This is a genomic window from Alcanivorax xiamenensis (assembly GCF_009846745.1).
GTDB classification, from domain to species: domain Bacteria; phylum Pseudomonadota; class Gammaproteobacteria; order Pseudomonadales; family Alcanivoracaceae; genus Alloalcanivorax; species Alloalcanivorax xiamenensis.
In genome coordinates, this window is the sequence record NZ_AQPF01000018.1 from 15,741 (window position 1) to 39,526 (window position 23,786).

The following is a 23,786-nucleotide window of genomic DNA, read 5'->3' on the forward strand; positions in this document are numbered from 1 at the left end:
TCTGCCAGCGCGATGCGTATTCACGAGGCAAAGTCCTATGGTGAAACAAAGCGATTTACGCGTGCTGTTCGTCGTCGACGCCATGAAAGGCCGCAATGGGGTCGGCGCCTATTTTCAGGATCTGGTGGCGCATTTGCAGGACCGGGTGGCGCGGGTGGAGCTGGTCTCTCCCAGCCTCGAGGAGCCGCACCCCTGCCAGGGGGCGTCCATCCCCATTCCCGGCGATGCCACCCAGCGACTGTTCTTCCCCAAGATGCGCGAACTGACCGCGCTGATGTGGGAGATGAAACCCCATGTGGTGGTGATTCCCGGTCCCGGGATCTTTTCCCTGGGAGCCTACTGGGCCGCCGGCAAACTGGGTATCCCCGTCTGTGTCACCTTTCAGACCGATTACGACAAGCTGGTGCGGCTTTATTGGGGGCCGCGCCTGGCGCGTCTGGCCGGCGGCTTTCTGAACTGGTTGAACCGGACACTGTTCCGGGGCAGCAGCGCGGTGGTGACCATCAGCGAGGACATGCTGGGCAAGGCGCGGCAGGCCGGCGCCCGTCACCCGCAACTGGTGGGTACGCCGCTGGCGCCGGAATTCGTGCACACGCCGGTGACGCCGCTGGCGGACACGGTGTCCTCGGTGTTGTATGTGGGCCGGCTGGCGGCGGAGAAGAACATTGACCGCTTCCTGGAGCTGGCCGCCGAGCGCCCGGAGCTGACCTTTACCGTGGCCGGTGACGGCCCACAGCGGGACAAAGTGGAAGCCGCCGCCGAACGCTATCCGAACCTGCGCTATCTGGGCTGGTGTGATCGCGCCACCGTGGTGCGGGCATTGGACCAGGCCCAGGTGCTGATCCTGCCTTCCACGGTGGAAGCGTTCGGCACCGTGGCACTGGAAGCTCTGGCCCGGGAGCGCCTGGTGATCACGGCGCCGGCCTGCGGCATCAACCAATGGCCGGCACTGGGGGCGGCGCTGGTGGTGCAGGGGCGCGAGCAGAGTCTGGCGCGGGCGTTGGCGGAGCTGGAATCGAAAAGCGCCAGCAGCCGCGCACTGCGTGCCCGCAGCGGCCGTTCCGCCGCGGTGCTGATGAACGAACAGGCGGTGGGCCACTGGCTGCGCGTCCTGGAACAGTGCGCCGGCCAGGCCAACTCGTTGCCGAAGCCGTGGCCGTCGCCGACCCTGGCGCTGTTGCGGCGGCTGTCCACTCAGGTCCGGGTGGGGTGATGGCTCCGGTTCTGGTTTCGGTGCATGACGTGATGCCGGAAACCCGCGCCACGGTGTCGTCGCTGCTGGCCGTTCTGGACGGGCTGCCGGCGGAGGCGGTGACCCTGCTGGTGGTGCCCGGCCGGGACTGGAGCGAGGACGATCTGTGCTGGCTGCGTGATCTGGCGGGGCGCGGCTATCCACTGGCGGGCCATGGCTGGCGCCACCGCTGCGATCCGCCACGCAGTGTTTATCACCGCGCGCACAGTGCCTTGCTGTCGCGTGATGTGGCGGAGCATTTGTCCCTGGATGGTGAGGGTGTGGCCGCCCTGATCCGGGACTGCCATGACTGGTTTGAGCGGCACCGGATTCCAGTTGGTGATTTGTACGTGCCGCCGGCTTGGGCGCTCGGTCCGTTGCCCCGGGCGAGCAGGGCGGATTTGCCGTTCCGCTACATCGAGACGCTCACCGGTATCCATGATCTGCGCGAGGATCGTTTCCGGTTGTTGCCGCTGTTGGGGTATGAAGCGGATACCCCCGGCCGTGCCCGCGTGTTGCGTTTGTGCAATGCGGTTAATCGCGGCCTCGCCGCTGTCACCGGTACGCCGTTGCGGTTGTCCATTCACCCGTTTGATCTGGAATACCATCTGCGCGGCGACCTGCTCGCCGACATCGCCAGGGTCGAGCGGCCGTTGGCCTACGACGCCTCGGTCTGGTCACGCTGAGGCCCCAGGCGTCTTCTGTTTGCTGTTGGTTCGTTTCCCTGCATCGGGGACAGCGGAGGCGCGTTACGCTTTTGCGGGACCCTGTCGAACAGGGACGTTCGACCGGAAGCCTACAGGGACGTATTCACGGCGATCCCGGAAGGCCTCCGTACAGAGCCGCGTCTCGATGGAGGTAATTATCTCCGTTATTTGGCGATGAACCTTACATTTTCACAACACAGTTACCGGTTGCGATAACCCTGCTGTCATCGAAGCAACATGGGGCGCGCTTAAAGTGCCGCGGGTTCAAACCTGGAACCATGGTGCCTCACAAGGCAAGGAGTAAGCGGCGGTGGAACAAGGTAGCGGGATGAATCAATGGCTTGGTCTGGGGCTGTTGCTACTGGCGCTGGCCAGTTGCGGAGGCGGGGGTGGCTCGGGGGGCGTGGATTCGCCGGGCGATGGCGGTGGTGATCCCGGCACGCCTCCGGGGCAGGGAGATCCGGATCCCGAACCTGAACCTGAACCTGAACCTGAACCCGAGCCGGAACCGGAACCCGTTTATTTCGACCCGGAATGGTCCGACGAGCCGTTGCCCGCGGCGTCCTTGAACGCCCCCCGGGGGCAGTGGCTGGCCACCGATACCCACGTTCATACCGATCATTCCTCGGATGGCTCCATGTGGCGGCAGGCCAGTGATGACGCCTTGCCCGGCAACGTGGCGGTGGCCGATCAAATCGGCCAGGCGGTGCGCCAGGAGTTGGATTTCCTGGCGCTCACCGACCATCGCACCTATGACCAGCACTGGGATCCGTTATGGACCTCCAGCGATCTGCTGTTGATTCCCGGAGAGGAAGCCAATGGCCGCCCCCATGCCAACATTCTCGGCGCCGTGGATACTGTCCTGGATGGCATGGACGGCGCTGAAAGCGCCGAGCACCGGCCTACCCAGCAGAGCCTTTGGGACGCCCACGGCCAGGGCGCGGTGTGGCAGTCGAACCACCCGGATCGGGACTGGAGCGATGACAACGGCACACCCAACGATCACGCCAGCCTGATTGGCGGTGACCTGATCGAGGTCTGGAACATCGCCCAGGACAAGGACGCCCAACTGGCCTACGCCGAGAGTCGCTGGAATCTGGGTATGGAAACCGGCGTCACCGCCAGTTCCGACAACCATTTTCGCGAACTGTGGCTGGGGTTCGGCCCGGGTACGGTGAAAACCCATGTGTTTGCTCCGGTGGTTACCGAGCGGGCGATTCTCGGGGCACTCCGGCGCGGCCACACGGTGCTGAGCCAGGGGGGGGCTCTGGCGCCGTTTCTGACGCTGGAAGCGGATGCCCAGGGTGACGGTGTCTTCGAGGCGTTACCCGGTGACGCGGTGGTGGCGCCGGCGGGGCAGCCGGTGACGCTGAGGCTACGGGTGCGACGGGGGTTGGCGCACCGATTGCGGCTGTACGCGGCACCGGGCAGGGACGCCGGTGCGCTGGCCACCTTCCGGCCTGCCTCCTCCGATGACACCTTCGTGACCACGGTGAACCGGCCCGAGGGCGATGCGCCTTACTGGGTTTACGCCGAGGTTACGGATTTGTTCGGGATACGCAAGGCGCTGACTTCCCCGCTGTTCCTGAGAGCCGCCACCGAGGGGCCGTCACCTCGGGGCGAACGGGCGGTGCCGGCGTCCCGGGACTGGGACGATAACGGCGCCCTGGCGTTGGGCCGCAGAGGCGTGTTCACCGGCTTCGCCGATGTGGCCGAAACGGCCGACGGCGTACCGCTGGTGGTGGCTGAACAACACGGTGCCGAAGGCACCGACATCCTGTTCCGGCGTGGCGATCAGGCTGACCCGGTGGTGCTCAACGCGTTGGCGGGCGCCGCGCGCTTCCCGCGCATCGCCACCGGAGGCGGCCGGGTATGGGTGGTCTGGCAGGATGAGCGTCGCGGGCAACAGCCCCGTCGGCCACAGATTATTTTGCGCGGTTCCGCCGACGGTGGTTTGACATGGGAGCCGGAGGTGCACTTGAGCGATGGTGAGGCGAGGGCGATCCGGCCGGCTCTGGCGGTGCTGGGCGACGGCCGCCCGGTGGTGGCATGGAGCGACAATAGCCGGCGCTGCTTCGATCTGATGATACGGGTTGGTGTCGACGCCACCACGGAATCTCTCAGCGGCGAAAAAAGCTGCGACGGCGGCCATGCGCTGGACACGCGCAGTACTCGTGATCCCGCCTCCGTGCACCCGGCGTTGACGGTGCTGGCGGACGATACCGTGGTGGTGGTGTTCCAGGACAACCGCTTCGACGTCAATCCGGGCTGGACCGGACAGACCGGGTTTCATGATGGCTTGGAAGGGCTTGACCGCACCGATCCGGACAACTGGGAGATCGTCGCCCGCAGCCGGGAGCCGCGAACCGGCGTCTGGTCGCCGCTGGTCCGGGTCTCCAATAACGGCAGCCCGGACGATGCGTTCATCGAGACCGCGCTGGCGGATCGCCACCCAAGTCTGATCGCCGACGGTGACGGCCGTCTGGTCGCCGCCTGGGATGCCAAGGTCTTGCGTAGCGCCGGAGTCAACAGCGCGATTCTCGCCAGCGTTTCCAAGGATGGGGGGCTGAGCTGGTCGGAGCCGGTACCGGTGGGGGCCAATGATCAGGCCATGAGCCAGCGGCCGACACTGTCGGTGCGCGGCGACGGTGGTGTCCAGGCGATCTGGATGGACAGCCGGGATAGTGACTGGCGTCATCGTTTGTGGGGCAGCACCTGGCACGAGGAGACCGGCTGGAGCGCGGCGCGGAGACTGTCCGGTAAAGGTAACGCGGTCTGGCCCCGGGCGATGGGCGATCAAGTGGTGTTCGCATCGGACCGGGGCGCCCTGGCGCAGCGGGATCCTACCTGGCGGGTATTCCATCGCGTCACCGACAGCGTGGTGGGCGAGACGCCGTCGCTGCTGAGCGGAACCCGGAGCGTCACCACCGACACCCTGGCGAGCTGGCGGCAGCGCTGGCTGGACCGGGCCCGGGCGATGCCCTCGCCGGAAACGCGGGATCATGATCATCCCCATCCGCACTGAGGGGGAAAATAAGTCGTCGGGAGCCATTGGTGCTCGCTGGTACGCAACGCGGCAACACGCAGGCGGGCTAACAAGCCATTCGCGGCTAAGGCCGCTCCCGCAGACGTGACTTCGAGGCCACCTCTGAAGTCATGTGATCAAAACCCGCAAGCAGGCTCGGACTTTAGCGTGCCAGCGTGTTGCGTGTAAGCGTGCCAGCAACGGCCCGGTCGTAAAAAAGCCCACCGCGAAGCGATGGGCCAGAGCCCCCGATTGGCGTCAGGCAGAGAAAACGACAGCGCTTTGGGAGAAGGGTAAAGAAAAGGATGAGTCGGGTTCGTGGGCACGCGTGGAGGTGGTGGCGCCGAGCAGGTAGATCAGCGCGGATGCCAGCAGCAGTTTGTAAAGCAAACGGTCAGTCATGGTATGAACCTCCCTGTGAGGCCTCCTTCTGGGGGGCCGGTAATGGGCTGCGCATGGGGGCATCGAACGGAACCGTCTTGCCATCTCCAGTGGATCCGGCCGGATTCCTTCGAGACTGCTCCGGCGGGGGTAGTGCCGGCTCGGGAGTTGGTAAAACTCCGGGACCTGCTTGGGGAGCCCATCAGCTCCCGTATCGCCCGTGCGCCATTTTCAGTCGGGTCTTGCTGCAACCTGTATCGCCCGATCCCTCGGGCGCGACCTCCGGCCTCTAACCGAAGGTTCTGCTCTTGAAACTACGCTTATGGAGGGATAAAGAAAAGCAAAAAGAATAAAAAATGATCACCGACCCCGTAACCGGGTCAGGCCACCGGGGTGGCACCTTAAGCCGGTGTTCAGGCGCGCAGGCGTTCCGGATCTTCCCGGGGGCGCAGCTGATTCTCGATGAACTGCACGAACGCCCGGGTTTTCGCCGGCACCAATTGGCGGCCGCCGTAGATCACGTAGAAACTCAATTGAGGCATCTCGTAATCGGGCAGGACCTTGACCAATTCGCCCCGCCGCAGGTGTTCGGCGATGTCCCATTCGCTTTTCAGGGCCAGCCCGTGGCCGTCCAGAAGCCACTGCTTGAGCTGTTCGCTGTTATCGGTAACCTTGTGCGGGGCTACCTTGATGGTGTGGGTACCACCACGAGGATCACGCAGCACCCAACGGTCGCGGAAGGCGCCGTGGCAATCGAGAATCAGGCAGTCGTGCCGATGCAGCTCGCGCGGGTGGCGGGGCGCGGGCCGCCGGGCCAGGTAGTCCGGCGCGGCGCACAGGCAGCATGGGTGGGTAATCAACCTGCGCGCCACCAGGGACTGGTCGGTGGGTTCACCGGGGGAGATCACCACGTCCACACCGGAGCGGAACAGATCTTCCGGCGCGTCTCCGAGTTGCAGTTGGATCGAGACTTGCGGATAGCGGGCTCTGAATTCGGACAGCAATGGTGCCACCCGTTGGCGCCCCAGCGCGATGGAGGAGACCACTTTCAGAGTGCCGCTGGGATGGTCCAGCCGAGACATCGGCTCGCCAAGGATCGGGGTCAGCTCCGGCAGCATGTGATCGAGACTTTCGAACAGTTCACGACCATGCTCGGTAAGATGGAAGCCGCGGGCACTGCGGGCCAGCAGGCGCAGCTTCATGTGCTGTTCCAGTTGTGAGAGATACTTGCTGATCGCCGCCGCGGACATGCCGAGAACCCTGGAAGCTTCCGACAGGGTGCCGGCTTTTACCACAGCGAGAAATAGGCTGAAGTCTGGCGTCCGTTTCATCATTCTTGTCCTTCGTTCCGCACTTGTTTTTTGTTATGCGCGGAGGTGTGCCGACGGAGAAGCCTTTCTCCGACCGAGAGTCCTTGATGCACACCTCAGGAAAGCGAATTCAGTCGACTATATCACAAATCAACTTTTTGAATACGATTGTGCACGGAAGTTAACCATAGGAGAAATCAGGCGGTGAGAGCAAGTGCTATCAAGTGGCGCCAGCGGGGCCGCCGGGTTGGGGCGGTCTGGCTGTTGTCGGGTCTGCTGGCGCCGGCGGTGGCGCCGGCGGAGCAGGTCACGCTGTGCGTCGAGGGCGTGCCCCGGCCGATTCAGGTGGAGCTGGCGAGCACTCGCGAGGCCCGGACCCGGGGATTGATGGAGCGGGACCGGCTGGGTGAGTTTGAAGGTATGTGGTTCCGGTATGAGCGGCCGCAGCCAATGGCGAATGGATTCTGGATGTTCAACACACGCATCCCGTTGGATATCGCCTTCCTGAACCCGCGTGGCGAGATTCTGACCATCCGCACCATGGCGCCCTGTGCGCATCGGGAGTCCTTCGCCTGCCCGGTGTACCGCTCCGATGCCCCCTATGCCAGTGCTCTGGAAGTGAACGCGGGCTTTTTCCAGCGCCATGGGGTGGCGCCGGGCAGCCGGGTCGGACCGGCCGGTGACGGCAATGAATGCGCTCCAGCGGGATAGGGGAAACAAGAACCTTGCCGGACGTCGCATTCCGTTCAAGGACCGGCTATGGTGAAGGGAAAGAAGAATCAAGCGAGCTGATCTATGCAACCACGTCCCGCGGCCACTCTGGCCCTGCTTCGGGACGCCCGTGAGGGCCTCGAAGTACTTATGCTGCAGCGCACCCACAAAGCGGTGTTCATGCCCGGTTTCTATGTTTTTCCTGGTGGCGCGGTGGATCGCGCCGATTCCGATCCGGCGCTGATGCCCCATCTGGGCGGTATCGATGAGGCCGCCGCCAACAGCTTATTGAATCTGGAAGCGGGCGGTCTGGGGTATCTGGTGGCGGCGATCCGTGAGTGTTTCGAGGAGGCCGGTGTGTTGCTGGCGCGGCCCGGCGATGCCGACTGGCCGGAGCCCCACCATCCGGTACTGGCCGATGACCGGGATGCGGTCATGAACGGAGAGCTGGACTGGCTGACGCTGTGCCGCCGTCACGATTTGCGTGTGCCGCTGGAGACTCTGGGGTATTTCGACCATTGGGTGACCCCGCCGGGGCCGCCGCGCCGCTTCGACACCCGTTTCTTCGTGGCCGAGGCGCCGCCGTTCCAGCAGCCGCGCCATGACGGCCAGGAAACCATCGACCATTGCTGGGTCAACCCCCGTTTGGCGCTGGACTACCATGGTGGCGGCAAGCGGCAGTTCGCCACCCCGACGTTGAGCGTGCTGCGTCGTCTTGGACAGTTCGATTCGGTGACGGCGGTGCTGGAATACGCCAGCGTGCACAGCCCGCGGCGGATGGCGCCACTGAGCGAGGAAGACGCCGCCGAGCGCTTCGTCTCGCAGAGCTGAAAGAGAGTTGACAGTTGATAGTGGACAGTTGACGGCGAAAAAAGAGCGAGGTCCGGGCGTCACACGGTGACGGAGCAGGTCGCTTACACGCTTATTCGCTGCCAAGGCAGCTGCCCGCGGAGGGAGCTATGGAGCCGCTGTGGGAAGCTGCCTTGGCAACGAAGAAGTGCTGAAACGCCTTGATCGCGATTTTATTTCAGTCCCGGTAGCGCTTGGTGAGATCGCCGTAGGCATCCACGCGGCGGTCACGCAGGTATGGCCAGATTCGCCGCACCGCTTCGCTGCGGCGAGTGTCCACATCGACCACCAGCACGGTCTCCTCGTCGTCGCCGGCCCGGGCCAGGAATTCACCCTGCGGGCCACAGACAAAACTGTTGCCCCAGAACTGAATGCCGTCATCGCCGTTCGGACTGCTCTCGAAGCCGGTGCGGTTGGCCACCAGCACCGGCACGCCGTTGGCGACGCCGTGGGCGCGCTGCACCGTGATCCAGGCGTCCAACTGACGTTGTTGCTCGGCGTCATCGTCATTGCGGTCCCAGCCGATGGCGGTGGGGTAGAGCAGCAGTTCGGCGCCGGCCAGCGCCATCAGCCGGGCCGCTTCCGGATACCACTGGTCCCAGCACACCAGCACGCCCAGCTTGCCGACGCTGGTCTGAATCGGCGTGAAACCGGAGTGGCCGTTATTGAAAGTGGCGTCGCCGGGGGTGAAGTAGAATTTCTCGTAGAAGCCGGGGTCGTCGGGAATGTGCATCTTGCGATAAATGCCCGCCAGGGTGCCGTCCCGTTCCAGTACCACCGCCGTGTTGTGGTAGAGGCCGGCGGCGCGTTTTTCGAACAGACTGCCGACGATGACGATGTTCAGTTCCCGGGCCAGAGCGCCGAGCCGTTCGGTGCCGGGGCCGGGGATCGGCTCGGCCAGGTCGAATACCGAGGTGTCCTCGGTCTGGCAGAAATAGAGGCTGCGGTGCAACTCCTGCAGCAGTACCAGCTCCGCCCCGTCGGCGGCGGCCCGCCGCACCAGATCCAGGGATTTTTCCAGGTTGGCTTCCAGGTCGTTGCCGTTGCTTTGTTGAACGATAGCGATCCGCATGTCAGTCCTCCAGCACGCCTTCCGGTAATTGCATGGTAACGCAATGCAGGCTTCCGCCCTGTTCGATCAGCGCACGGCAGGGAATGCCGATCACCGGGCGGCTGCCCGCCGCCAGTTGCAGCGCGGCCAGCGCCGCTTCATCGGTGGGGCACTGATAGGTGGGCATCAGGATCGCCTGGTTGGTGATCAGGAAGTTGGCGTAGGTGGCCGGCAACCGCTCGCGGTCGTCATTGTACTGCGACGACACCATCGGCAACGGCGCCAGCGTCAAACCATTCTGCTCGGCCAGTACCTGAAGTTCCCGTTCCATGGCAGCCAGGGCGGGGTAGTGGCTGTCGCTGTCGTCCTGGCACTGCACATAGGCAATGGTGGTGGGATTGACGAAGCGGGCCAGGGTGTCCACGTGGGCATCGGTGTCGTCGCCTTCAAGATGGCCATGTTCCAGCCACCAGATGCGCTCCACGCCGAGATGTTCGCGCAGGGCAGTCTCCAGGGACTGCTGATCCAGATCCGGATTGCGGTTGGGATGGCTGAGGCAGTGGCGGGTGGTGAGCAGCGTGCCCTGGCCATCGGTATCGATGGAACCGCCTTCCAGAACCAGCTCGACCCCCTCCAGGGGGACCCGCCAGGGTAGCCGGCCATTGAGGGCGTTATCGCGTTCCGCCGGAAACTTGTCACCCCAGCCATTGAAGCGGAAATCCAGCAATCGCGGGGCGCCATCGTCGGTCACCGTGATGGGGCCGAAATCCCGCGCCCAGGTATCGTCGTAGTCGGCGTGGATCACGTGCAGCCGTGCCAGATTGGCGCCGGCGGCGCTCAGGCTCTCGCGGGCGCGGGCTTCCACCGCCAGGTCGCGGCACAGCAGCAGCACGTTTTCGTGGCCGAGGATGGCGCCGATCAGAGCGGTGAAGCTCTGCTCGGCCTCTTCCAGCTGCCCGGCCCAGTCGGTATTGGCGTCCGGCCAAGCCAGGAGCACGCCCCATTGAGGATGCCATTCAGGAAGCAGGCGGCGCATGATATCGGGTTCCAAGAAGGGATGGCCCGCGATTGTGGTATCGCCTGAAGGCGCCGTCAACTGGCCGCGATGTGGTGGCCTCCGGTGTTGGGTAATCGCTTGCCGGCCCGCTCCCACGGCGGCCCCGTGGCGCAAACCGTGGGAGCCAGCCCGCTGGTGAGTATCGGTCGACGGTTTTACTGGCGCGCCGCCTCGCCGCCCTGATCCGTGGCCGGACGGTCGTCCATGACAATGCGCCCGGTGACCGGGTCGAAGCGGAATTGGCCGTCGTCACCGCCGTCCCCGGTATCGCTGGCGGCATCATCGCGCGGCGCCGTCGATGGGGCGGTGCTGTCCCGGGCGGTTTCGGGAGCGAGCGGCGGGGGAGAGGATTGCTCGTTGCCGGCGGCGTCGCTGGAATCCTTGTCTTCGGTATCGTCGATGCCATCGGCCGGCCTGGCGGTGTCCGTGGTTTCGCTCAATGACCGGGTGACGCTGTGCAGCACCACCTGATTCTCGAAGTAAACGGTGTAGTCCGGATAAACCCAGCGGCTGATTGGCGGTTGGCCCACCGGCCCCTTGGTGTCCCGCGGGGCGCCGAACTGCGCCCGCACCTGGGCCTGGGTCATGCCACGTTGAGGCGCTTCTCCGGCCAGCGCCGGGCCGCTCCCCGCCAGTGCCAACAGCGCCACGACGATTCTTATCATGGTGTATCCCCCCAACAACTTAAAAAAGGAATCCGGCCTGGCGACGGAGGCCGCCGGATCAATAAAAACGCGGATCATTGAATCAATTGTGATTTGCGTGGTCGAGGATACTGGTCACAAAGCGAGTTGAGGTGATCCGACCAGGGGACGAGACCGAAAGCAGTTTCGTCATATCAGCAATAGTGCTTAAATGCGCGCCATGTTTCGACCATTCTCTCTCTATGTTGGCCTGCGTTATACCGGTGCCCGGGCCCGCAACAGTTTTATTTCCGTTATCACGCTGATTTCGGCCCTGGGGCTGATGTTGGGAGTGGCGGTCCTGATCACCGTGCTGTCGGTGATGAACGGCTTTGACCGGGAATTGCAGACCCGCATCCTCGGCATGGTGACGCACCTGTCGGTCTACGGGCGCGAACCGGTCAATGACTGGCGGCAGTTGGCGGATCAGATCGAGGGTTACCCCGGAGTGGAGGCGGTGGCGCCGTTCCGGCAGTTGGAGGGCATGCTGACCTTTGACGGTAATGTGGCCGGGGCGCTGATTTCCGGGATCGAGCCGAAGGCGGAGCGCCAGGTGTCGATCGTCGGTGACATGATGTGGGAAGGGGAGTTCGATGCCCTGGAGCCCGGCAGTTTCGGCGTGGTGTTGGGCTACGGCCTGGCGCGTAAGCTGAGCGCGGAAGTCGGGGACAAGGTCACTCTGGTGCTGCCCGAGGCGACGGTGTCGCCGGCGGGCGTGATGCCGCGCTTCAAACGCTTCACCGTGGCGGGTATTTTCCGTGCCCGCGCCGAGGTGGATTCACTCTATGCCTACGTCAATGTGGACGACGCCGCCCGCCTGGCCCGCCAGCCAGGCACCGTCGAAGGGGTGCATTTGCGGCTCACGGATCTGTTCGCCGCTCCCCAGGTAGGCTGGGAGCTGCAGCAGAGCCTCGGCTATGGCTACTACACCAGTGACTGGACCCGCACCCACGGTAATCTGTTCCAGGCCATCAAGATGGAAAAAACCATGATGACGCTGTTGCTCAGCTTCATCGTCGCGGTGGCCGCCTTCAACATCATTTCCAGTCAGGTGATGCTGGTCACCGAGAAACGCGGCAACATCGCGGTGATGCGCACGCTGGGGGCGTCGCCTGGCGCGATTATGCGAATTTTCATGGTGCAGGGCACCGTGGTGGGTATGGTCGGGACTCTTCTTGGTACCGCCCTGGGGATCGGGCTGGCGAAAAATGTCAGTGCCTTGGCGCAATGGATCGAGAGTACCTTCAACGCCCATTTGTTTGACGCCTATTTCGTTAATTATCTGCCGTCCGAATTGCAGTGGAGTGATGTCGGCATCATCGTCGGTATCGCGATGCTGATTAGTTTCTCGGCCACTTTATATCCGTCCTGGCGCGCCAGCCGGGTGCACCCGGCGGAGGCACTGCGTTATGAATGATACCGTGTTGCATGCCCAAGGGCTGATCAAGAGCTATCAGGAAGGACGGGGTGAGCTGCGGGTGCTCAATGGCGTGGAATTGCATGTGCGGCGCGGCGACATGGCGGCCATCATCGGCGCTTCCGGTTCCGGCAAATCCACTCTGCTGAATCTGCTCGGCGGCCTGGATGTTCCCACCCGCGGCAGTGTCACCATCGGTGGCCAGCCGTTGGCGGGGATGAACGAGCGGGCGCTGGGGCAGGTGCGCAACCGCTATCTTGGCTTCGTCTATCAGTTTCATCATTTATTGCCGGAGTTCACCGCTCTGGAGAACGTGGCCATGCCGTTGCTGATTCGTGGCGAGTTGCCCAAACAGGCCACCGAGCGTGCCGAGCAGGTGTTGTCCCGAGTGGGGCTAGGTGAGCGGCTGCGGCACAAGCCTTCCATGCTCAGCGGCGGTGAACGTCAGCGGGTGGCGATTGCCCGGGCACTGGTCACTGATCCGGCACTGGTGATGGCGGATGAGCCCACCGGTAATCTGGACGAGCGCACCGCCGCCCAGGTCCAGGACTTGATGCTGGAACTCAATCAAACGTTGGGAACGGCCTTCCTGCTGGTGACCCACGCGCCGGATTTCGCCAGCCGTTGTCATACCCGCCATGAATTACACGACGGTCTGCTCAGACCACTGGATTGAGCTTTTACACGCACGCCATTCGCTGCCAAGGCAGCTTCCCACGGAAAGGGCTACGGAGCCGCTGTGGGAAGCTGCCTTGGCAGCGAATGGCGTGATTTCATGTCTCCACGTTCATGGAGCGTGATGTTTCCGTGATGGAAAAGCGGGCCCGAAGGCCCGCCCACCACCTCACCGCATCATGTGCAGGAAGTGCATGTGTTTCTCATACTGATCGAGCACGTCGCCGATCACCTGCTCACGGGTAAAGCCCATCAGATCGTAATCCTGACCACCTTCACTGAGGAACACGTCGGCGCGATAGTAGCGATCGCTTTCCGCCTTGCGTTTGGAGTGCTCCAACTGACGCATGCTGATGGACGGCCGGGTATAGCCGCGTACCCGCACACCGTAGACAAAGTCCATTTCCTGCCCCAGGTCCACGGTCAGATAAACCCGATCCCCTTCGTCGCTCTCGCTGACCTCGACCTTGAGACCATGGCCACGCAACTCGTCGGCCACTGACTGCAAGGCCGGAGCCGCGACCTCCGCCACGTACTGCATCACGCGTGCCTTGTCCGGGAAGCTGACCACGCCGCGCAGACGCGCCTTCCAGCCTCCGGTGGGGGTGCTGTGGCCCATGTGCACGGCGGGCGGCGGTGCCAGCGAGGCCTGGAAGCTGAGCTTGCGAATGCCTTCCACCTTGAGTGACCGCAGCAGGCCGACACAGGCCACCAGCAGCACTACCGAGAACGGAAGCGCCAGAGCAATGGTGGCGGACTGTAGCGCGCCGAGGCCGCCGGCGAGCATTAGCGCGATGGCCACGATCCCCTCGGAACTGGCCCAGAACACCCGCTGCCATACCGGTGTGTCGTCGTGTCCGCCGGAGGCGAGCATGTCGACGACCATGGAACCGGAATCGGAAGAGGTAACAAAGAACACCACCACCATCAGAGTGGCGATGGAGGACACCAGGCCGGACCAGGGGAACTGTTCCAGGAAGTGGAACAACGCCACCGCTTCGTCCGCTTTCACCTGGGCGCCCAGGTTCTCGTAGACGCCGGTGAGAATCATATTGATGGCGGTATCGCCGAACACGGTCATCCAGAACAGGGTGAAGGCGGCGGGGACCAGCATCACGCCGAGCGCGAATTCGCGAATGGTGCGGCCGCGCGAGATACGGGCGATGAACATACCGACGAACGGCGACCAGGAAATCCACCAGCCCCAGTAGAACAGGGTCCAGCCACTGATCCAGCCTTGCGGTCCGCCACCGTCCTCGGCCACGGGCTGGTAGGCGTAGAGGTTGAAGGTCATATCCACCAGAGTGGACAGATAGGAACCCAGGTTCTGCACGTAGGTTTTCAGCAGGAACAGGGTCGGGCCCAGACAGAGCACGAACATCAACAGCAGGAAGGCGAGCGCCAGATTCAGTTCCGAGAGCCGGCGTATCCCGGCATCCAGGCCGGTGACCACCGATAAGGTGGCCAGCGCGGTGATGGAGATGATCAGCACCACCCTCATGTTCTCGGTGTCGGGCAGATCAAACAAGTAGTGGAGGCCGGCGTTGACCTGTTCCACGCCAAGGCCGAGAGACGTCGCCACGCCGAACACCGTCCCGACCACCGCGAAGATGTCCACCAGGTGCCCCCAGAACCCGTAAATGCGTTTGCCGATCAGGGGGTATAGCGCGGATCGTAGTGTCAGAGGCAAACCGTGACGGAAGCTGAAGTAACCGAGGATCATCGCCACCACGGCGTAGATGGACCAGGCATGCAACCCCCAATGGAAGAAGGTGATGCGCATGGCCTCCTTGGCGGCATCGATGGTGCCGGGTTCGGCCATTGGTGGCGACATGTAATGCAACACCGGCTCGGCCACGCCATAGAACATCAGGCCGATACCCATGCCGGCGGAAAACAGCATGGCGAACCAGGACGCGTAACTGTAGTCCGGCTCGGAATGATCCGGCCCGAGCTTGATATCGCCGTAGCGGCTGACGATTAAAAACACCACCAACGCGAGAATAATTGCAACGGTGAGAATGTAAAACCAACTGGCGTATTGGGTAACACCTGTCTTGAGATCACCGAAGAATTCAGCGGCGGGTTTTTTGAATAAAACCGAAAACAGCACCAGACCGACAATAATGACGACGGAGGTGATAAAAACCGGCGGATTAATTTTGAGGTTCGAGGAAACCTCTTCAGTGGGATTGGAGTCCATGCAGGTTCCTTATCCTGGAGAAAATCAGTACTGCGATTTTTTCTTAACAATCAGAAAAATAGTTCGTACCCTGGAACAGGGTAACAATTTGAGGTGGGAGCGTCGAATGAAGGCAGTTAATAGGGAACAGTGAATAGTTAACAGCGAAAATCAAAAACATTGCGTAGCCGGGGGACGATTGAGTATCGATAACGTCTGGCCGCAGCCGAGAAGCGGCTTGTTTTCTTGATGACGATAATGTCGCGCAAGGCTTTGGACGCGGCCTCTGTACTATCTGCGTGGAAGGATCTGCCACGCGAAACTATTCACTATTCATTGTTCCTTATTAACTGCTTTTCACAGTCTCCCCGCCCGTTTCAAAGCCAGATAGGTCTGCCCAAGGCGTTCGGCGAGGTGCTCCGGGGTGGCGGCGACGATATTGGCGCCGGCGCGGCGCAGGCGCACATGCAGGGCTCTCCGCTGTTCCTGTTCCTGAGCGTCCGCCGCCAGCCGCAGGGCATCGTCCAGGTCCTGGACCGGCGCCTGGTGCAATGCTTCCTGCTCCGGCGGACGGATGTCCGCCACCATCACCAGATGGCGTCGACTCAGCAGCGTCACCGCGGCAAGCAGATCGTCGGTGTCCTCCGGGTGCAGCCGGCTGACCAGCACCACCAGGGAGCGGCGTTGCCAGCGGCCATGGAAGTAGCGGGCGGCCTGGCTGAAATCACTGGCGTGTTCCTGGGGATGAACATCATAAAAGCCTTTCAGCAGGGTTTGAATGCCATCGGGGCCGTGCACCGGTGACAGCCAGCGCGGGGTGTCCCGGGAGAACAACAGGCTGCCCACCCGGTCGCCTTGACGAAGCGCCGACCAGGCCAGCAACAAGGTGGCGTTGAGCCCGTGGTCGAACAGGGTCAGATCACCTACTGGCAGCTTCATCCGCCGCCCGGCGTCCAACAGCACCCACAGGCTCTGGTTCTGTTCATCCTGATAGTGACGGGTGATCAGGTGACGGCGGCGGGCGCTGGCTTTCCAGTCGATGCGGCGCGGGCTGTCGCCGGGCTGATATTCCCGCAGCTCGTGGAACTCCAGTCCCTGGCCGCGGCGTGGCTGCTGGCGATTGCCGAAACGCAACTGGCTTTTGTCCACCGCCAGGGCCGCCCGGGCGATCGGTGAGAAGTCCGGATACACCGGCACGGTGCGGGCGGCGGCCACCCGGCGGCGGCCTTGCCACAGACGCGCCGGGGACGGCAGCCACACTTCGATGTCGCCGAACGCCACCGGGCCGCGCCGGGAGGGGCGGTAGCGGTAGCGGACCTCGGTGATGTCCGCCGCCAGGGTCACTTCCCGGGGCAGACCGGTGTGGCTGTCGTCATCGGGGTGATGATCGGCCAGACTCCAGACCTCGCCGGGTTTGCCGCCGCTCAGGCGCAGGGTGATGGTCTGCGGCACCCCTACCGACAGGGCGGCGGGCAGCGAGCGCTCGGCGGCAGGGGCCGGCCGTGCACTCAGGCGCAGGGCGTCCAGCGTCGCCCATAAGGCCAGCGCCAGCCCGGCCAGCACCCAGCCCAGCAAGGCACTGTCGCGCCATCCAGGGGCGAAGGCCGCCGCCAGTACCGGTAGCAGGCCCAGCGCCGCCCAACCCAGCAGCAGCAACAGCAGTCGTGACCCGGGTCTCATTGACGCGGGGCCTCCACTTGCTCCAGCAAATGGGCCAGCACGGTCTCCACGGTCTGGCCCTCCAGTTCCGCGTCCACGCCCAGGCGCAGACGGTGGCGCAGCACCGGCGGCGCCACCGCCTTGATGTCATCGGGAATGACAAAATCGCGGCCGTCCAGCAGGGCATAGCTCTTCGCCGCCCGGGCCAGGGCGATGCTGGCCCTCGGGCTCGCGCCCTGGACCAGGGCCGGGTGATCGCGGGTGGCGCGGGCCAGGCGCAGCAGGTAATCGAGGATGGCGTCGTCCAGCAGCACCTGCTCCGCCCAGTGGCTCAAGGAAAGCACGCCGGCGCTGTCGGTGACGGCACTGAGCCCGGCGTTGTCGAGACTGTCCGCCAGGGTGCCGTCCAGCACCATGCGCAGCATCCGGGCCTCGTCGTCCTGTTCCGGATAGCCGATCAGGATCTTGAACAGAAAACGGTCCAGCTCCGCCTCCGGCAACGGGTAGGTCCCCTCCTGGTCCAGCGGGTTCTGGGTGGCCATGACCACGAACGGCGGCGCCAGACTGAAGCTTTCGCCCTCGATGGTGATCTGCCGCTCCTGCATCACCTCCAGCAAGGCTGCCTGGGTCTTGGCCGGCGCCCGGTTGATCTCGTCCGCCAGCAGCAGATTGGTGAAGGCCGGTCCCTTGCGGATATGGAAGGTGGCGTTGCCGGCGTCATAGATAGCGTGGCCGGTGACGTCGGTGGGCATCAGATCCGGGGTGAACTGGATGCGCTGGAAATCGAGCTTGAGCACCCGCGCCAGGCTCCGCGCCAGCAGCGTTTTTCCCAGCCCCGGCACGCCTTCGATCAGCACGTGCCCGCCGGTGATCAGGGCGATCAGCACCTGGCGGGTGACTTCGGGTTGCCCGATCAGCACCCGGTTGAGCTGGGCCTCGATCTCGGCGGCCAGGGTGGTGGCCTGTTCCAGGGTTTCGGCGGTCTTCATGGTTGACTCCTGATCCTCTGCCTGACCTGTTGCAACAGCGCCACCATGGCCACGCACTGAGCGCGGTCGGTGGGGGTTTGCTCCAGGGCTTGGGAAAGCGTGTGTTCGGGGATGTCCAGACGTTTGGCGGCGAGCGCCAGGGCCCGGGCCGGGTCCGCGTGTTGCAGGGCGATGCGACGTTGAATCTGCTGACGCAGGGAGGCCAGCAACCGGTCACTCTGGCCGGTGCGCCAATGGAAATGGCCAATCGCTCGTAAGTGGCCGAGGTAATCGGTGTGCTGCCAGGCGGGATCGCGCCACAACGGGCCGCGTCGCGGCAGTCGCCGCCATAACCAGAGCGCCAGTGCCAGTATCAGCGCCAGAATGGGGGGCCAGAATCGCTCCCATAACCAGATCGGCAGCGGTGGGATATCGATTCCCCGCACGAACCACACCGGCCCCGGGGCGGTCAGATCCGCCAGCAGACGGGCGTGATCGAAGTGGTGCAGGTGCTGGTTGTCCCACAGCCCCAGTTCGGTCAGCACGGTGACGGTGCCGGCGCCCGCCCGGAAGCGCAGCAGGGTTTCGCCGGTGTCGTTGCTGGCCGAGGCCGCCAGCCACTGATCCGGCCCGCCGGTAGCGGTGTCCTCCGGCAAGGGGGTGTACAGGAGACGGCTCGGCGTCTCACTTTGCAACCGCCGGGGGTGGTCTCCGAGGTTGTGGGTCACCGCCGGTGGTTGCCAGTGCCCTGGTGCCTCGCAGGTAAGCACCTCGCATTGATGCAGCCGTTCCTCGGAGGCGTCGCCGCTGAGGCAATACTCCAAAAACCAGTCTTCCATCGGCCGGAAACGGTCGAACAGCTGCACCAGCGGGTCGTCTTCAGTGTCCTCGAGGGGAAGCGCCTCGACCGTCACCCCGAACAGGGACAGCAGTGGGTCGGGGTCGCGCTGCTGTCCCTGTTCGGCTTCGTGCTGCTCACTTTCCGCCTCTTCAGCCTCTTCAGCCTCTTCAGCCTCGTCCGCCTCGTCGAACCAGGCGTCCAAGGGCGGCTGGTAGCGGCCGGCGATAATCAGATTGCCGCCGTCGTGAACCCAGTTGAGCAGATCCAACTGCCGTTCATAGCCCAGGGAGCCACGGTCGCCGTCGAGGATCAGGGTGGTATCGGTGTCCGGCAATGGAAACAACGCCCGGGTACTGAAGATGCGGCGGCTGGGCCGTCCCCAGCGGTCCAGCAGCTGCTGCGCGGCGAGATACGGGTTGTTGCGCACGCCGGCGTCCGGTGAGGCCGGCGCGGCGTATTGCACCGGTACCGTGGCCCAGAAGTAGCCCGCCACCAGGGCCACCAACAGCACCAGAACAAGGTAGGGCCAGCGGCGCTTCATGGTGCCACCTCCGCGCTGTTCAGCTGTTGCCAGCGCAGCAGCAACTGGCGCGCCTGATCCGGTGTCACCGGCTGGTGGGCCCAGGCAACGCGTGTCCATTGCCGCACCAGCTCTTCCAGATAGGTGACCCTGGCGTCATCACCGAGCTGGCGGCGATAGGCGTTCAGACAATCCCGCTCGGTGGCGCCGGGGGTGAGCCGGGTGGGGTGGCTCTGAAACAGGGTCACCAGAGCATGGCGCAACAGCAACGCCAGCGCCGCGCGCACATCGTCACCGGCCAGCGCCTGTTCCACCTCGTTACCCAGATCGTCCGGCAGGGACTCGGCGCGGGTATCCAGGCCCGCCACGCTCACCGGCATCTCCAGGGACCTGGAGCGGCCGCCTTTCAGGGCGCCGTGGTTGCGGAACAGGGCCAGCAGCAGGAACACGATCAGGGCCACCAGCACCAGAGTGGAGAGGACCGTGACCAGTTGATCCGGCATTTGCCAGTCATCGCCGGCACGGTTGCGATCCGCGTTGTCGTTGTTGAACAACCCATCGAGCAGGCGGTTCCAGAGGCTGTCCTTGTCATCGCCGCGCAAGGATGGGCGCAGTTGGCGCTCCTCGCGGATTTCCATTGGCATGAACCGTTCGTCGGCGAGCAGTTCGGTGGCCGCTTGTTTGGGGTTTTCCGGTTCGGCCGCCATTACGGGTGCCGGATGCGGCACCAGGGTGAGCATCACCAGTAACGCCAGGGTGGTGACGCCGAGCGCGCGGCGCCGTTGGCCAATACGGTCCAACCCCAGTTGCAGATCCCAGCCTTCCAGCCAGGTGCGCTGGTTGAGGTAGAGCGAAAAGGCGGCCGCCACGTAGAGCGGCTCGGTGATGGTCAGCGTCAGATACCAGGCCAGCGCCGCCAGGCTCAGGTGCAGATCACTCTGCTCGCTGAACCAGACGCTGAACTCCATATTGAAGTCCCAGGGCACCAGCGTCAGTGCCAGCACCAGCAAGCCGGTCAGCAGCACCTGCTCAAGCGCCACCATCAAACCCATGAGCGTGCCGGCCCGCTGTCCCGGCGGACGCAACAGCACCTGGATGCGGGCCGAGGCCTGGGCGCCACGGCATCCTTCCAACTGCCAGATGCCGGTCAGCAGGCCCCGGAACGGGCTCAGCCGGCGCCAGGTCAGCTGCCCCGCCAGGCCGTTCAGGCCATAGCCGGGAACGCGTTTGAGCAGGGCCCAGGCGTTGGGGTAATCACCGAACAAGGCATGGCTGAAGAACGCCAGCAGTGGTCTTTCCCACAGTGGCTTCAACCACCAGAACACCACTATCGGCCAGAGACTTTCCAGACTGATGGCCAGGGCGCAAAGCAGGGCGTAGGGCAGGGCCGTGAACAACAGCCATACCAGGGTGACCTGGCGCCACCAGCGGCGGTAGAAACGGGTGCCCAGATCCATGGCCTGCCAGGGGGAACGGGGGGCCAGACGGGCGCACAGGTTATTCAGATCCATGACGCCCCGCGAACAGCAAATAGAAATAGAGCAGGGCCCAACTGATGCCGCCGACGGTGTATTTGATCTGGGCATCCAGCTCCCGTGAGGACCAGAACGCCTCGATCATCGCCGCCAGTACCAGCAGCAGGAACACGCCGTACATGACCGGAAGTGTTTCCCGCGCCGCCCGGCGCAAGGCGTCCACCCGTCGCCAGGAGCCCGGCGCCACCAGCGACCAGCCCAGGCGCAGCCCGGCGCCGCCGGCCAGCACGATGGCGGTCAACTCCGGGGCCCCATGGGCAATGACGAAGGTATAGAACGGCTGGCCAGCGCCCACCAGTGTCAGATGGGCGGCGGCGGCGCCGAGGAAACTGCCGTTGAACAGCATCACCACCAGGGCGCCGATGCCGAACAGCAGCCCGCCGGCGAAGGTGCGGAAGGCGATGCCGATGTTGTTGTAGATGTAGTAGCCGAACATCATCAGATCGTCGGCCCGGTTGCGGTCGCTGCTGTCACGCAGATCCGGATGGTACATGTTTTCCAGATCGCTGATGCCGTTGCCGTCCACCACCGTGTGCACCAGCTCGGGGTCATGCAGGATCATGGCCGCCACCACCGCGGCGGACAGCACGAAGGCGAGGGCACTGATCAGATGCCAGCGCCACATGGCGCGCACCGCTCTCGGGAAACCGCCGCGCAGGAACGCCGCCAGCCCCGGCATCAGCGGCGCCCGGTGGCGGTAGAGTTGGCGATGGGCGCGCAGCATCAGGTCGTTCAGGTAGTCCTGCAGCACCAGGCTGTAGCCCCGTTCCCGCGACAGCGCCAACTGATGGCAAAGGTCCTGGTAATCACCGGTGAAGCGCGCCAAATCCACCTTCTTGGGGCGCTGCTTTTTCTCCAGTGCGGTCAGGCCCTGCTCAAGGCGATGCCACTGGGGCTGATAGCGCTGTTCGAACTGACTTTGTCTCATGCCGCCCCCAGCACGTGATTGACTACCCGGCGCAAGCGCGCCAGGGCGGCCTCGTCGGCGAGTTCCGGGTAAGCCAGCCGGGCCAGTTCCCGCTGGCGCTCCTCGGACAGCCGCTGGCCGCGATCATGGAAGGCCAGCAGCACCAACTGGTCGTCCCGGTTCAGCGGCCAATCCGGCGGTTCGCCGCCACCGTCACCGGGGGCCGGGCGGGCTTGCGGCGCGGGCACGTGAATCACCAGGGTATCGGCGGCGAGATCGCCCAGCCGTTGCTGGCGGGAGGACACCAGCATGACGATGAAGCCGGTCAGGTAGGCAAAAGGGAACAGGTCGGCGGTGCGCAGCAGGTTGCGCACCAGCGAGCCGCTGAAACCCACCGGCGCACCGTTGCCGTGCACCACCGCCAGGCCCATCACGGCCTTACCGGGCGTGCGCCCCTGGCGGAATACCTCGAACAGCACCGGATAGAACCATTCCAGCAGGAACAGCAGCAACAAATACAGACCGGAGCCGCCACGGCCCAATAACATCAGGGGAGTGGCCACCATCACCAGGATCAGGGCACGGATCATCAAATCGATGCCGTAGGCCATGCCGCGCGGCAGCGGCCCGGCCAGGGACAAGGTCAGCCGCGCGCCTTCCGGCGTATCGATATGCAGACGTTCATCAATCAGCACGTCCACCCCGGATCACTTGCATGGACAGTACGAACAGCACCGTGGTCAGGCTCACCTTGACGATGGCCAGGGTGCGCACTGGCGGTGGGTCCAGAACCTGTACCACGTAGCCGCAAAAATAAAACAGCAACAGAAAACACAGCCAGGTCAGTCCGCGCTTATCGGCGCTGATCACCGCCGGCATCATCAACAGCAATGGCAGGTACAAGCCGACTCCCATGATCACCGCCGCCATCCAGGGCGCGTCCGGCGGTCCCAGCCAGAACTGGTTGGCCAGCCCGATCAACAGCAGCAGGGCATAGGTGAGCCGTAGCAGCAGAATCATCGGCGCCGCTCCAGCGCCCGGGCGAGTCCGCCAAGGCGGTGGCCCAGCGCCCGCGCCAGCGTGATCTCGTCGTCACTGGGCTGGGTGCGGTTGTCGATGCCGGCCACATGGCTTGGGCCGTAGGGGGTGCCGCCGTCGCGGGTGCGGGTCAGGGCCGCTTCGCTGTAGGGTACGCCGGCCAGTACCATGCCGTGGTGAAACAGCGGCAGCATCATTGATAACAGGGTACTTTCCTGGCCGCCGTGCTGACTGGCGGAAGCGGTGAACACGCCGGCGGGTTTGCCGATCAGGTCCCCGGACATCCACAGATCGCTGGTCTGGTCGATGAAATACTTCAGCGGCGCCGCCATGTTGCCGAAGCGGGTGGGTGAGCCCAGTGCCAGCCCGGCGCAGCCGCGCAGGTCGTCAAGCGTAACATAGGGGGCGCCGCTGTCCGGTACCGCCGGCGCCGTGGCCTGGTGATCGGCGGACACCGGCGGCACGGTGCGCAGACACGCTTCCATGCCGCTGCTCTCCACGCCCCGCGCCACCTGGCGCGCCAGCTCCGCCACCGCGCCGGTGCGGCTGTAGTAGAGAACCAGGATATAAGCACTCACGATTCGATCAGCTCCATCACTTTTTCCGGCGGCCGTCCGATGACCGCGCGTTTGCCGTGGACCACCACCGGCCGTTCCAGCAACTTGGGGTAGCGAACCAGAGCGGCAATGACGGTGTTGTCGTCGGCGTCCGCATGCAGCCCCGCTTCTTCGTATTCCGCTTCCTTGACGCGCACCAGATCATGGGCGCGGGTCAATCCGAGTTGTCGGACCAGATCGCGCAGGGTATTGGCATCCGGCGGGTTGTCCAGATACTTTATCACGTTCGGCTCGATACCGTTCTCTTCCAACAGCGCCAGCGCCTGGCGGGATTTGGAACAGCGCGGATTATGATAGATGCTGTAGTCGGCCATGGCCTCGCTCCCCTTGCGAATATATGGGCGCTGCCGTCTCCGTGTCAGGCGGCGCGCGCGAAAGCCCCCGATTGTACGGCAGTGAGCCGTGTTTGTGGGAGATTCCAC

Annotated in this window: 22 protein-coding genes; 7 read left to right on the plus strand and 15 right to left on the minus strand. The window is 64.3% G+C overall.

What is annotated here, in order from left to right; all coding sequences use genetic code 11:
- The first annotated feature begins 37 nt into the window (after positions 1-37).
- The 3 genes from A6D6_RS12100 to A6D6_RS12110 all read left to right on the plus strand — a co-directional run bounded on the left by A6D6_RS12100 (position 38) and on the right by A6D6_RS12110 (position 4,963).
- Positions 38-1,213 carry a glycosyltransferase gene (locus A6D6_RS12100; RefSeq protein WP_201303775.1) on the plus strand — a complete coding sequence of 392 codons (1,176 nt, stop codon included), beginning with the start codon at positions 38-40 and terminating at the stop codon, positions 1,211-1,213.
- A complete protein-coding gene (locus A6D6_RS12105) occupies positions 1,213-1,917 on the plus strand; it encodes a polysaccharide deacetylase family protein (protein ID WP_133492501.1) in 705 nt (234 codons plus the stop codon). Before A6D6_RS12100 ends, A6D6_RS12105 begins: the two co-directional genes overlap by 1 nt.
- Positions 1,918-2,266: 349 nt before the next feature.
- Positions 2,267-4,963, plus strand: coding sequence for a CehA/McbA family metallohydrolase (locus A6D6_RS12110; RefSeq protein WP_159660868.1), 2,697 nt, complete (start codon positions 2,267-2,269; stop codon positions 4,961-4,963).
- Between the two features lie 258 nt (positions 4,964-5,221).
- Here the strand turns inward: A6D6_RS12110 and A6D6_RS12115 are convergent, their stop codons facing one another.
- Both A6D6_RS12115 and A6D6_RS12120 read right to left on the minus strand, forming a co-directional pair.
- Positions 5,222-5,365, minus strand: coding sequence for a hypothetical protein (locus tag A6D6_RS12115; RefSeq protein WP_159660869.1), 144 nt, complete (start codon positions 5,363-5,365; stop codon positions 5,222-5,224).
- 392 nt (positions 5,366-5,757) lie between these two features.
- The gene (locus A6D6_RS12120; RefSeq protein ID WP_133492503.1) at positions 5,758-6,678 is read right to left on the minus strand and encodes a LysR family transcriptional regulator; all 921 of its coding nucleotides are present in this window, start codon (positions 6,676-6,678) and stop codon (positions 5,758-5,760) included.
- Between the two features lie 180 nt (positions 6,679-6,858).
- Here A6D6_RS12120 and A6D6_RS12125 point away from each other — a divergent pair, with 180 nt between their 5' ends.
- Complete coding sequence (locus A6D6_RS12125; protein ID WP_236564095.1) at positions 6,859-7,365, plus strand: DUF192 domain-containing protein; 507 nt, start codon at positions 6,859-6,861, stop codon at positions 7,363-7,365.
- 84 nt (positions 7,366-7,449) lie between these two features.
- A complete protein-coding gene (locus tag A6D6_RS12130) occupies positions 7,450-8,196 on the plus strand; it encodes an NUDIX hydrolase (protein ID WP_133492504.1) in 747 nt (248 codons plus the stop codon).
- A gap of 196 nt (positions 8,197-8,392) precedes the next feature.
- Here A6D6_RS12130 and A6D6_RS12135 read toward each other — a convergent pair whose 3' ends face one another.
- From A6D6_RS12135 to A6D6_RS21725, 3 genes are all read right to left on the minus strand, one after another.
- Positions 8,393-9,286: a carbon-nitrogen hydrolase gene (locus tag A6D6_RS12135; RefSeq protein WP_159660870.1), complete on the minus strand. Its 894-nt coding sequence runs from the start codon at positions 9,284-9,286 to the stop codon at positions 8,393-8,395.
- 1 nt (position 9,287) lies between these two features.
- Positions 9,288-10,301, minus strand: coding sequence for an agmatine deiminase family protein (locus tag A6D6_RS12140; protein ID WP_159660871.1), 1,014 nt, complete (start codon positions 10,299-10,301; stop codon positions 9,288-9,290).
- Between the two features lie 176 nt (positions 10,302-10,477).
- Positions 10,478-10,987, minus strand: a complete 510-nt coding sequence (locus tag A6D6_RS21725; protein ID WP_201303776.1) for a hypothetical protein — start codon at positions 10,985-10,987, stop codon at positions 10,478-10,480.
- 199 nt (positions 10,988-11,186) lie between these two features.
- Here A6D6_RS21725 and A6D6_RS12150 point away from each other — a divergent pair, with 199 nt between their 5' ends.
- Together A6D6_RS12150 and A6D6_RS12155 are read left to right on the plus strand one after the other, a co-directional pair.
- Complete coding sequence (locus A6D6_RS12150) at positions 11,187-12,422, plus strand: lipoprotein-releasing ABC transporter permease subunit (RefSeq protein ID WP_133492588.1); 1,236 nt, start codon at positions 11,187-11,189, stop codon at positions 12,420-12,422.
- Positions 12,415-13,098, plus strand: coding sequence for an ABC transporter ATP-binding protein (locus tag A6D6_RS12155; RefSeq protein ID WP_133492508.1), 684 nt, complete (start codon positions 12,415-12,417; stop codon positions 13,096-13,098). The genes A6D6_RS12150 and A6D6_RS12155 overlap by 8 nt, the downstream gene beginning before the upstream one ends.
- Before the next feature lie 168 nt (positions 13,099-13,266).
- On the opposite strand, the gene betT is transcribed toward A6D6_RS12155, so the two are convergent.
- From betT to arsC, 10 genes are all read right to left on the minus strand, one after another.
- Entirely contained in the window at positions 13,267-15,300 is a 2,034-nt protein-coding gene (gene betT, locus A6D6_RS12160) for a choline BCCT transporter BetT (RefSeq protein ID WP_133492509.1), read from the minus strand.
- Positions 15,301-15,636: 336 nt separating this feature from the next.
- On the minus strand, positions 15,637-16,959 hold the full coding sequence (locus A6D6_RS12165; protein WP_159660872.1) for a DUF58 domain-containing protein: 1,323 nt from the start codon (positions 16,957-16,959) through the stop codon (positions 15,637-15,639).
- Entirely contained in the window at positions 16,956-17,927 is a 972-nt protein-coding gene (locus A6D6_RS12170) for an AAA family ATPase (RefSeq protein WP_133492511.1), read from the minus strand. The genes A6D6_RS12165 and A6D6_RS12170 overlap by 4 nt, the downstream gene beginning before the upstream one ends.
- Positions 17,924-19,288 (minus strand): DUF4350 domain-containing protein, encoded by a 1,365-nt coding sequence (locus A6D6_RS12175; protein WP_159660873.1) that lies wholly within the window; start codon positions 19,286-19,288, stop codon positions 17,924-17,926. The genes A6D6_RS12170 and A6D6_RS12175 overlap by 4 nt, the downstream gene beginning before the upstream one ends.
- Positions 19,285-20,778, minus strand: coding sequence for a DUF4129 domain-containing protein (locus A6D6_RS12180; RefSeq protein ID WP_159660874.1), 1,494 nt, complete (start codon positions 20,776-20,778; stop codon positions 19,285-19,287). The genes A6D6_RS12175 and A6D6_RS12180 overlap by 4 nt, the downstream gene beginning before the upstream one ends.
- On the minus strand, positions 20,765-21,730 hold the full coding sequence (locus A6D6_RS12185) for a stage II sporulation protein M (protein WP_159660875.1): 966 nt from the start codon (positions 21,728-21,730) through the stop codon (positions 20,765-20,767). Before A6D6_RS12185 ends, A6D6_RS12180 begins: the two co-directional genes overlap by 14 nt.
- Positions 21,727-22,404 carry an RDD family protein gene (locus tag A6D6_RS12190; protein ID WP_133492589.1) on the minus strand — a complete coding sequence of 226 codons (678 nt, stop codon included), beginning with the start codon at positions 22,402-22,404 and terminating at the stop codon, positions 21,727-21,729. The genes A6D6_RS12185 and A6D6_RS12190 overlap by 4 nt, the downstream gene beginning before the upstream one ends.
- Entirely contained in the window at positions 22,394-22,729 is a 336-nt protein-coding gene (locus tag A6D6_RS12195) for a DUF2069 domain-containing protein (protein WP_133492515.1), read from the minus strand. The genes A6D6_RS12190 and A6D6_RS12195 overlap by 11 nt, the downstream gene beginning before the upstream one ends.
- The gene (gene wrbA, locus A6D6_RS12200; protein WP_014994221.1) at positions 22,726-23,325 is read right to left on the minus strand and encodes an NAD(P)H:quinone oxidoreductase; all 600 of its coding nucleotides are present in this window, start codon (positions 23,323-23,325) and stop codon (positions 22,726-22,728) included. The genes A6D6_RS12195 and wrbA overlap by 4 nt, the downstream gene beginning before the upstream one ends.
- Positions 23,322-23,678 carry an arsenate reductase (glutaredoxin) gene (arsC, locus tag A6D6_RS12205; RefSeq protein WP_133492516.1) on the minus strand — a complete coding sequence of 119 codons (357 nt, stop codon included), beginning with the start codon at positions 23,676-23,678 and terminating at the stop codon, positions 23,322-23,324. Before arsC ends, wrbA begins: the two co-directional genes overlap by 4 nt.
- Positions 23,679-23,786 lie beyond the last annotated feature (108 nt).

Bases quoted from the DNA above. Each gene is read 5' to 3' on its own strand.
- A6D6_RS12100 (WP_201303775.1), top strand. From the start codon at position 38: ATGGTGAAACAAAGCGATTTACGCGTGCTGTTCGTCGTCGACGCCATG.
- A6D6_RS12105 (WP_133492501.1), top strand. From the start codon at position 1,213: ATGGCTCCGGTTCTGGTTTCGGTGCATGACGTGATGCCGGAAACCCGC.
- A6D6_RS12110 (WP_159660868.1), top strand. From the start codon at position 2,267: ATGAATCAATGGCTTGGTCTGGGGCTGTTGCTACTGGCGCTGGCCAGT.
- A6D6_RS12115 (WP_159660869.1), bottom strand. From the start codon at position 5,365: ATGACTGACCGTTTGCTTTACAAACTGCTGCTGGCATCCGCGCTGATC.
- A6D6_RS12120 (WP_133492503.1), bottom strand. From the start codon at position 6,678: ATGATGAAACGGACGCCAGACTTCAGCCTATTTCTCGCTGTGGTAAAA.
- A6D6_RS12130 (WP_133492504.1), top strand. From the start codon at position 7,450: ATGCAACCACGTCCCGCGGCCACTCTGGCCCTGCTTCGGGACGCCCGT.
- A6D6_RS12135 (WP_159660870.1), bottom strand. From the start codon at position 9,286: ATGCGGATCGCTATCGTTCAACAAAGCAACGGCAACGACCTGGAAGCC.
- A6D6_RS12140 (WP_159660871.1), bottom strand. From the start codon at position 10,301: ATGCGCCGCCTGCTTCCTGAATGGCATCCTCAATGGGGCGTGCTCCTG.
- A6D6_RS21725 (WP_201303776.1), bottom strand. From the start codon at position 10,987: ATGATAAGAATCGTCGTGGCGCTGTTGGCACTGGCGGGGAGCGGCCCG.
- A6D6_RS12150 (WP_133492588.1), top strand. From the start codon at position 11,187: ATGTTTCGACCATTCTCTCTCTATGTTGGCCTGCGTTATACCGGTGCC.
- A6D6_RS12155 (WP_133492508.1), top strand. From the start codon at position 12,415: ATGAATGATACCGTGTTGCATGCCCAAGGGCTGATCAAGAGCTATCAG.
- betT (WP_133492509.1), bottom strand. From the start codon at position 15,300: ATGGACTCCAATCCCACTGAAGAGGTTTCCTCGAACCTCAAAATTAAT.
- A6D6_RS12165 (WP_159660872.1), bottom strand. From the start codon at position 16,959: ATGAGACCCGGGTCACGACTGCTGTTGCTGCTGCTGGGTTGGGCGGCG.
- A6D6_RS12170 (WP_133492511.1), bottom strand. From the start codon at position 17,927: ATGAAGACCGCCGAAACCCTGGAACAGGCCACCACCCTGGCCGCCGAG.
- A6D6_RS12175 (WP_159660873.1), bottom strand. From the start codon at position 19,288: ATGAAGCGCCGCTGGCCCTACCTTGTTCTGGTGCTGTTGGTGGCCCTG.
- A6D6_RS12180 (WP_159660874.1), bottom strand. From the start codon at position 20,778: ATGGATCTGAATAACCTGTGCGCCCGTCTGGCCCCCCGTTCCCCCTGG.
- A6D6_RS12185 (WP_159660875.1), bottom strand. From the start codon at position 21,730: ATGAGACAAAGTCAGTTCGAACAGCGCTATCAGCCCCAGTGGCATCGC.
- A6D6_RS12195 (WP_133492515.1), bottom strand. From the start codon at position 22,729: ATGATTCTGCTGCTACGGCTCACCTATGCCCTGCTGCTGTTGATCGGG.
- arsC (WP_133492516.1), bottom strand. From the start codon at position 23,678: ATGGCCGACTACAGCATCTATCATAATCCGCGCTGTTCCAAATCCCGC.